Origin of the sequence: Rhodococcus sp. NPDC058505, assembly GCF_042720095.1 — a bacterium.
Classification (GTDB): Bacteria; Actinomycetota; Actinomycetes; order Mycobacteriales; family Mycobacteriaceae; genus Rhodococcus_G.
This window is the reverse complement of sequence record NZ_JBHXNB010000052.1, coordinates 1-5,433: the sequence shown is the minus strand read 5'-3', so window position 1 is coordinate 5,433 and position 5,433 is coordinate 1. Positions and strand designations below refer to the sequence as shown.

The 5,433-nt window shown below is 70.4% G+C and carries 4 protein-coding genes; 2 read left to right on the top strand and 2 right to left on the bottom strand.

Features of this window, described 5'->3' with window-relative positions:
• Positions 1 to 50: 50 nt before the first annotated feature.
• On the bottom strand, positions 51 to 947 hold the full coding sequence (locus ACFWPA_RS19585; RefSeq protein WP_378505565.1) for a universal stress protein: 897 nt from the start codon (positions 945 to 947) through the stop codon (positions 51 to 53).
• Positions 948 to 1,091: 144 nt separating this feature from the next.
• On the bottom strand, positions 1,092 to 2,135 hold the full coding sequence (locus ACFWPA_RS19580) for an LLM class F420-dependent oxidoreductase (protein WP_378505564.1): 1,044 nt from the start codon (positions 2,133 to 2,135) through the stop codon (positions 1,092 to 1,094).
• Positions 2,136 to 2,340: 205 nt separating this feature from the next.
• On the opposite strand from ACFWPA_RS19580, the gene ACFWPA_RS19575 reads away from it, so the two are divergent.
• A complete protein-coding gene (locus ACFWPA_RS19575) occupies positions 2,341 to 2,988 on the top strand; it encodes a TetR/AcrR family transcriptional regulator (protein WP_378505563.1) in 648 nt (215 codons plus the stop codon).
• 53 nt (positions 2,989 to 3,041) lie between these two features.
• Positions 3,042 to 5,387 (top strand): MMPL family transporter, encoded by a 2,346-nt coding sequence (locus ACFWPA_RS19570; RefSeq protein ID WP_378505562.1) that lies wholly within the window; start codon positions 3,042 to 3,044, stop codon positions 5,385 to 5,387.
• Positions 5,388 to 5,433 lie beyond the last annotated feature (46 nt).

Genomic DNA, 5,433 nt, shown 5'->3' with positions numbered 1-5,433 from the left:
GGGCCGGTACCGATCGGTACCGGCCCTTCGCGCGGTGCGGGTCGGCCCGGTTACGGCGTCGGACGCACGATCAGCACCGGGCAGTCCGCGGTGCTCATCAGGGCCGCGCTGGTCGACCCGAGCAGCATGCCCGCGAATCCACCGCGGCCGTGGCTGCCGACGACGAGAAGCTGCGCCTGCTCGGCGAATTCGCTGAGCACCCGGACCGGCCGGTCGCGGCGGACCACCCGCTGCACCGGCACGTCCGGGTACTGCTCGATGTGACCGGCGAGCCGCTCCGACAGCACCGCCTCCTCCGCGGACTGGATCGAGCGCCAGTGCGGATCGTCCTCGGTCGCGCCGAGGGACGGCTGCACCGACACGTCGCTCCACACGTTCACCGCGATCAGTTGCGCGTTCCGCGCGGACGCCTCCCGGAACGCGGCAGCGAGCGCGTCCTCGCTGATCTCGGAACCGTCGACGCCGACCACGATCGGGCCCTCGGTCGGCGGCCTGCCGTCGAGCGTGCGCCCGCGAACCACCGCGACGGGCGCCGTCGAGTGCGCGGCGACCGCGCGGGCGACCGACCCGAGCAGCGCCCCGCTGAATTCGCCGAGCCCCCGATTGCCGAGGACGATCATCGACGCCCGCGGCGCGTACTGGAGCAGGATCTCCGAGATCCGGCCCTCGTGCAGCTTGCTGTCCACCTCGAGCGGACCCACCTCCTCGGCGGCCTCGCGGGCGAGTACCGCGGCGCTGTCGAGGTGGGCACGGCCCGCGTTCTTCAGGTCGTCGCCGTAGCCGCGCACCAGATAGGGCTCGGTGTAGTAGTAGGCGGGTACGTGCACGACGGAGACGAGCAGCAGCGGAAGCGTGCGGGCCGCGGCCGTTCGCGCCGCCCACACCACGGCCGTCGACGCCGATTCCGATCCGTCCACGCCAACCACGACGGGCTTGCCTGCGCTCATGCTGCTCCCTCACTCGGCTCGAGACACTGTCGGTGCCCATTGTCCCGGTTCCGGGGCCGCGCCGCGTCGGTCGACGGTCCGTGTCGTGCGTCGCGGCCATCACCCCCGCCCCGCCGGGAACCATGAGGCGGGGGTGTCGCGCCGCTACGCGTCGATGATGGAGCGCAGCTTCTCGATCTGGGAGACCCGGCCCGCGGTGTCGGGGGCCATCGGGGTGACGGTCAGGGTCGTCGCGCCCGCCTCCTTGAACGCGGCCACCCGCTCCCGGACGTACCCCTCGGGGCCGATCAGCGAGATCGCGCGCACCAGTTCGTCCGGCACCGCGGCCGCGGCCTCCTGCTTCTTGCCGTCCAGGTACAGGTCCTGGATGGTCTTCGCCTCCGCCTCGTATCCGTACCGGCAGGCGAGATCGTTGTAGAAGTTCTTGCCGCGCGCACCCATGCCGCCGATGTACAGCGCGAGGTGCGGCTTGATCCATTCCAGCATGTGCTCGACGTCGTCACCGATCGCGAGCGCCGGGCCGGCGTAGATCTCCAGCTCGCCCAGCGCCGGGTCGCGCTTGGCCTTGCCGGCGTCCAGCGACTCGCCCCACACGGTCCGGGCCTTCTCCGGGTGGAAGAAGATCGGCTGCCAGCCCTCGGCGATCTCGGCGGTCAGCGCCACATTCTTTGGGCCGAGCGCGGCGATGACGATCGGGATCCGTTCGCGCACCGGGTGGTTGATCAGCTTGAGCGGCTTGCCGAGCCCGGTGCCCTTCTCGGCGGGCAGCGGCACCTGGTAGTACTTGCCGTCGTACTGCACCTTCTCGCGGCGCCACACCTGGCGGCAGATGTCGACGAGCTCGCGGGTGCGCCCGAGCGGGGCGTCGTACTTCACGCCGTGGAAGCCCTCGATGACCTGCGGGCCGGAGGCACCGATGCCGAGCACGAACCGTCCGCCGGAGACGTAGTCGAGCCCGGCGGCGGTCATCGCCATCAATGACGGGGTGCGGGTGTAGATCTGGAAGATCCCGGACGCCAGCTTCAGGCTGGTGGTCTTCGCGGCGAGGAAGCCGAGCTGGCTGACCGCGTCGAACGAATAGGCCTCGGCGATGAACGCGATGTCGAGGCCCGCCCGTTCGAGGTCGGCGACCTCGGCGACCGTTTCGGCGAACCCGCCGCTGTAGGTGATCTGGGTTCCGATGTGCACCGGGACACTCCAATCGGCTGTGAGGTGACTGCTCGCTAGGACATTACGCAGCCAGGTCGGGAAACCGTAGGACCGAGGCGAGCGGGATCGATGACCCGGGGGCGGGTGACGGTCGCCACGGCACGGCGGCGGATGTAACCAACCCCACAGTTTTGCATCAACCTGCAAGTTTGCAGAGAACTGCACTTTCCGTACGTTGGTTGGGGTGAGCACCCCCACCGGCCTGCGCGACCAGAAGAAGGCCGCCACCCGCCTGGCACTCAGCGAGGCCGCGATCCGCCTCGCGAAACCGGCCGGCCTCGGCGGCGTCACCGCCGAGGCGATCGCGGCGGAGGCCGGCGTGTCCACCCGCACGTTCCACAACTACTTCGCCTCCAAGGAAGAAGCGGTGCTCTACCGCTTCGAGGCCGACGTCGCGGGCTGGGTGGAACGCCTCTACGCGCGCCCCCTCGACGAACCGATCTGGGACTCCCTCGAGGCGATCGTCCTGTCCATCGTCCTCGATCCGGTCCGCGATCTGGAGGACGTCCGCGCCGAGATGATGCTGATCGAGGACAGCCCCGCGCTGCTGGCCCGCCACATCGCCCTGCACGGCCGGGTCACCCGCACCCTCGGCGAGGCGATCGCGGCGCGCACCGGGACGGACGTCGACACCGACCTGTATCCGAACGTGCTGCAGATGGCGGTCGGCACCGCGGCCAAGTCCGCGATCGAGCTGTGGCTCGGCGGCAACACCGGCCATCCCACACCGGAGCCCCTGGTCCGGGAGACGTTCGCGATGCTGCGTGCCGGGCTCCCGCAGCCGACTCCCCGCAGACCCCCCGCCGCCCGGCCAGCGCCGCCCGTCCCCTAACCGACCACCGACCCGCCCAGCCACCCGCACCCCCGACACACGAAGGGTCCTTCATGGCCACCTACCTGTACCGGATCGGCAAGTTCGCCTACCGGCGCAAGGGCACCGTCCTGTCCATCTGGCTCGCCATCCTCGTCCTGATGGGTGTCGGCGCCGCGACCCTGTCCGGCCCGACCAACGATTCGTTCTCCATCCCGGGGACCCCCGCGCAGAAGGCGCAGGACCTGATGGCGGAACGGTTCCCGGCAGGCGACAAGGACCCGTTCAGTTCGATCTCCGCGCGGTACGTGTTCGCCGCTCCGGAGGGTCAGACCCTCGACAGTCCGGGGAATCAGGCCGCGATGGATGCCACCCTCGCGCAGATCCGCGGCATCGAGTTGGTGGATCCGGCCGCGAAGGTCGACCCGGCGACCGCGTCACCCGAGGAGTCCCGGGGCGCGCTGGTCAACCCCGTCGTCGCGAACGAGCAGCTGACGGCGATGACAACCGCGCAGGCCGAGGAGACCGGGAAGCCCGTCGACCAGGCCCTCGCCGATGCCCAGGCACTCTCCCCGCTCAGCCCCGACCGGACGGTCGGCTACGTCGAGGTCCCGTTCGGCGGCGACTACCAGGACGTCACCACCGAGCTGACCGACCGGATCGACGCCGCGGCGCAGGTCGCACGGGACGCCGGGCTGACCGTCAAGGTCAGCGGCTCCGCCGCGCAGACCCCCGAAATGCCGGGCGGATCCGCCGAACTCATCGGCCTCGCCGTTGCCGCCGTCGTGCTGATGCTCACCTTCGGTTCCCTGGTCGCGGCCGGCCTGCCGCTGATCTCCGCGATCATCGGTGTCGGCATCGGCTCGCTCGGTATCACGGTCGCGACCGGCTTCACCGAGCTCGGGTCGATGACACCGACCCTGGCCGTGATGATCGGCCTCGCCGTCGCGATCGACTACTCGCTGTTCATCGTGTCCCGCTTCCGGCACGAGATCACCGTCACCGGCAACCGGGAGGAGGCCGCGGGTCGCGCGGTCGGCACCGCCGGATCCGCGGTGGTGTTCGCGGGCCTGACGGTGATCATCGCGCTCGTCGCGCTCCGTGTCGTCGGCATCAAGTTCCTCTCCGACATGGGCATGGCCGCCGCGTTCGCGGTACTGATCGCGGTGCTCGTCGCGCTGACCTTCCTGCCCGCCTTCCTCGGCCTGCTCGGCAGGAAGGCGTTCGCGGGGCGGCTCCCGTTCGTCACGGCGCCGGACCCGGAGGCGGAGGACGCGGCCCCCGGTCCGGCCACCCGCTACGCGGGCTGGGTCGGCCGCAGGCCCGCGATCCCGCTGATCGCCGGCATCGCCGTCCTCGGCGTCCTCGCGCTGCCCGCCGCCGGACTGAAGCTGGCCCTGCCGTCCGAGAGCACCGGCGACCCCGCGACCAGTTCGCGGCAGGCGTATGACCTGGTGTCCGACGCGTTCGGCCCCGGCCGCAATTCCCCGCTGATCGTCGTCGTCGACGCCAAGGACGCCACGGTCCCGGCACCCGAGGCGTTCGGCACGGTGGTCCGGACGATCTCCGAGCAGGACGACGTCGTCAACGCGCAGATCGTCGCGATGAACCCGGCCGGGGACACCGCCCAGATCCTCGTCACCCCCGGCAGCGCCCCCACCGACAGCCGGACCGTCGACCTGATGCAGTCGATCCGCGACGGCGAGGGCGACCTGCACGAGCAGATCGGCGTCAACTACGGCGTCACCGGGCAGACCGCGTTGGAGACGGACATCTCCGATCGACTGCTCGGCGCACTGGTCCCCTACCTGATCATCGTCGTCGGGTTGGCGTTCATCCTGCTGATGCTGGTGTTCCGGTCGATCCTGGTGCCGCTGACCGCGGCCCTCGGCTTCCTGCTCAGCGTCGCGGCCACCTTCGGTGCCACCGTCGCGATCTTCCAGGAGGGCTGGGGCGGGCTCATCTCGAACCCGCAGCCGCTGGTCAGCTTCATGCCGATCTTCCTGATCGGGGTGGTGTTCGGCCTCGCGATGGACTACCAGGTGTTCCTGGTGACCCGGATGCGCGAGGAGTACGTGCACGGTGCGTCCGCGAAGGAGGCGATGACCATTGGCTTCAGCCACGGCGCCCGCGTCGTGTCCGCGGCCGCGCTGATCATGATCTCGGTGTTCGGCGCGTTCATCCTCGAACCCAACTCGTTCATCAAGTCGATCGGGTTCGCCCTCGCCGCCGCCGTCCTGTTCGACGCGTTCATCGTCCGGATGGTGATCATCCCCGCGGTGATGGCGGTGCTCGGGGACAAGGCGTGGTGGCTGCCAAAGTGGCTGGACAGGATCCTGCCGAACGTCGACATCGAGGGCGAGAAGCTCCGTCGCGAACTGCCCGACGAGCAGGCCAGCCCGGCACCGGCCGCACCGTAGCCCGGGTTCCGGCACGACACCTCCGGCCGCGTCGGCACCGCGACGC

Coding starts and splice junctions, on each gene's coding strand:
- ACFWPA_RS19585 (WP_378505565.1), bottom strand. CDS start 947: ATGAGCGCAGGCAAGCCCGTCGTGGTTGGCGTGGACGGATCGGAATCG.
- ACFWPA_RS19570 (WP_378505562.1), top strand. CDS start 3,042: ATGGCCACCTACCTGTACCGGATCGGCAAGTTCGCCTACCGGCGCAAG.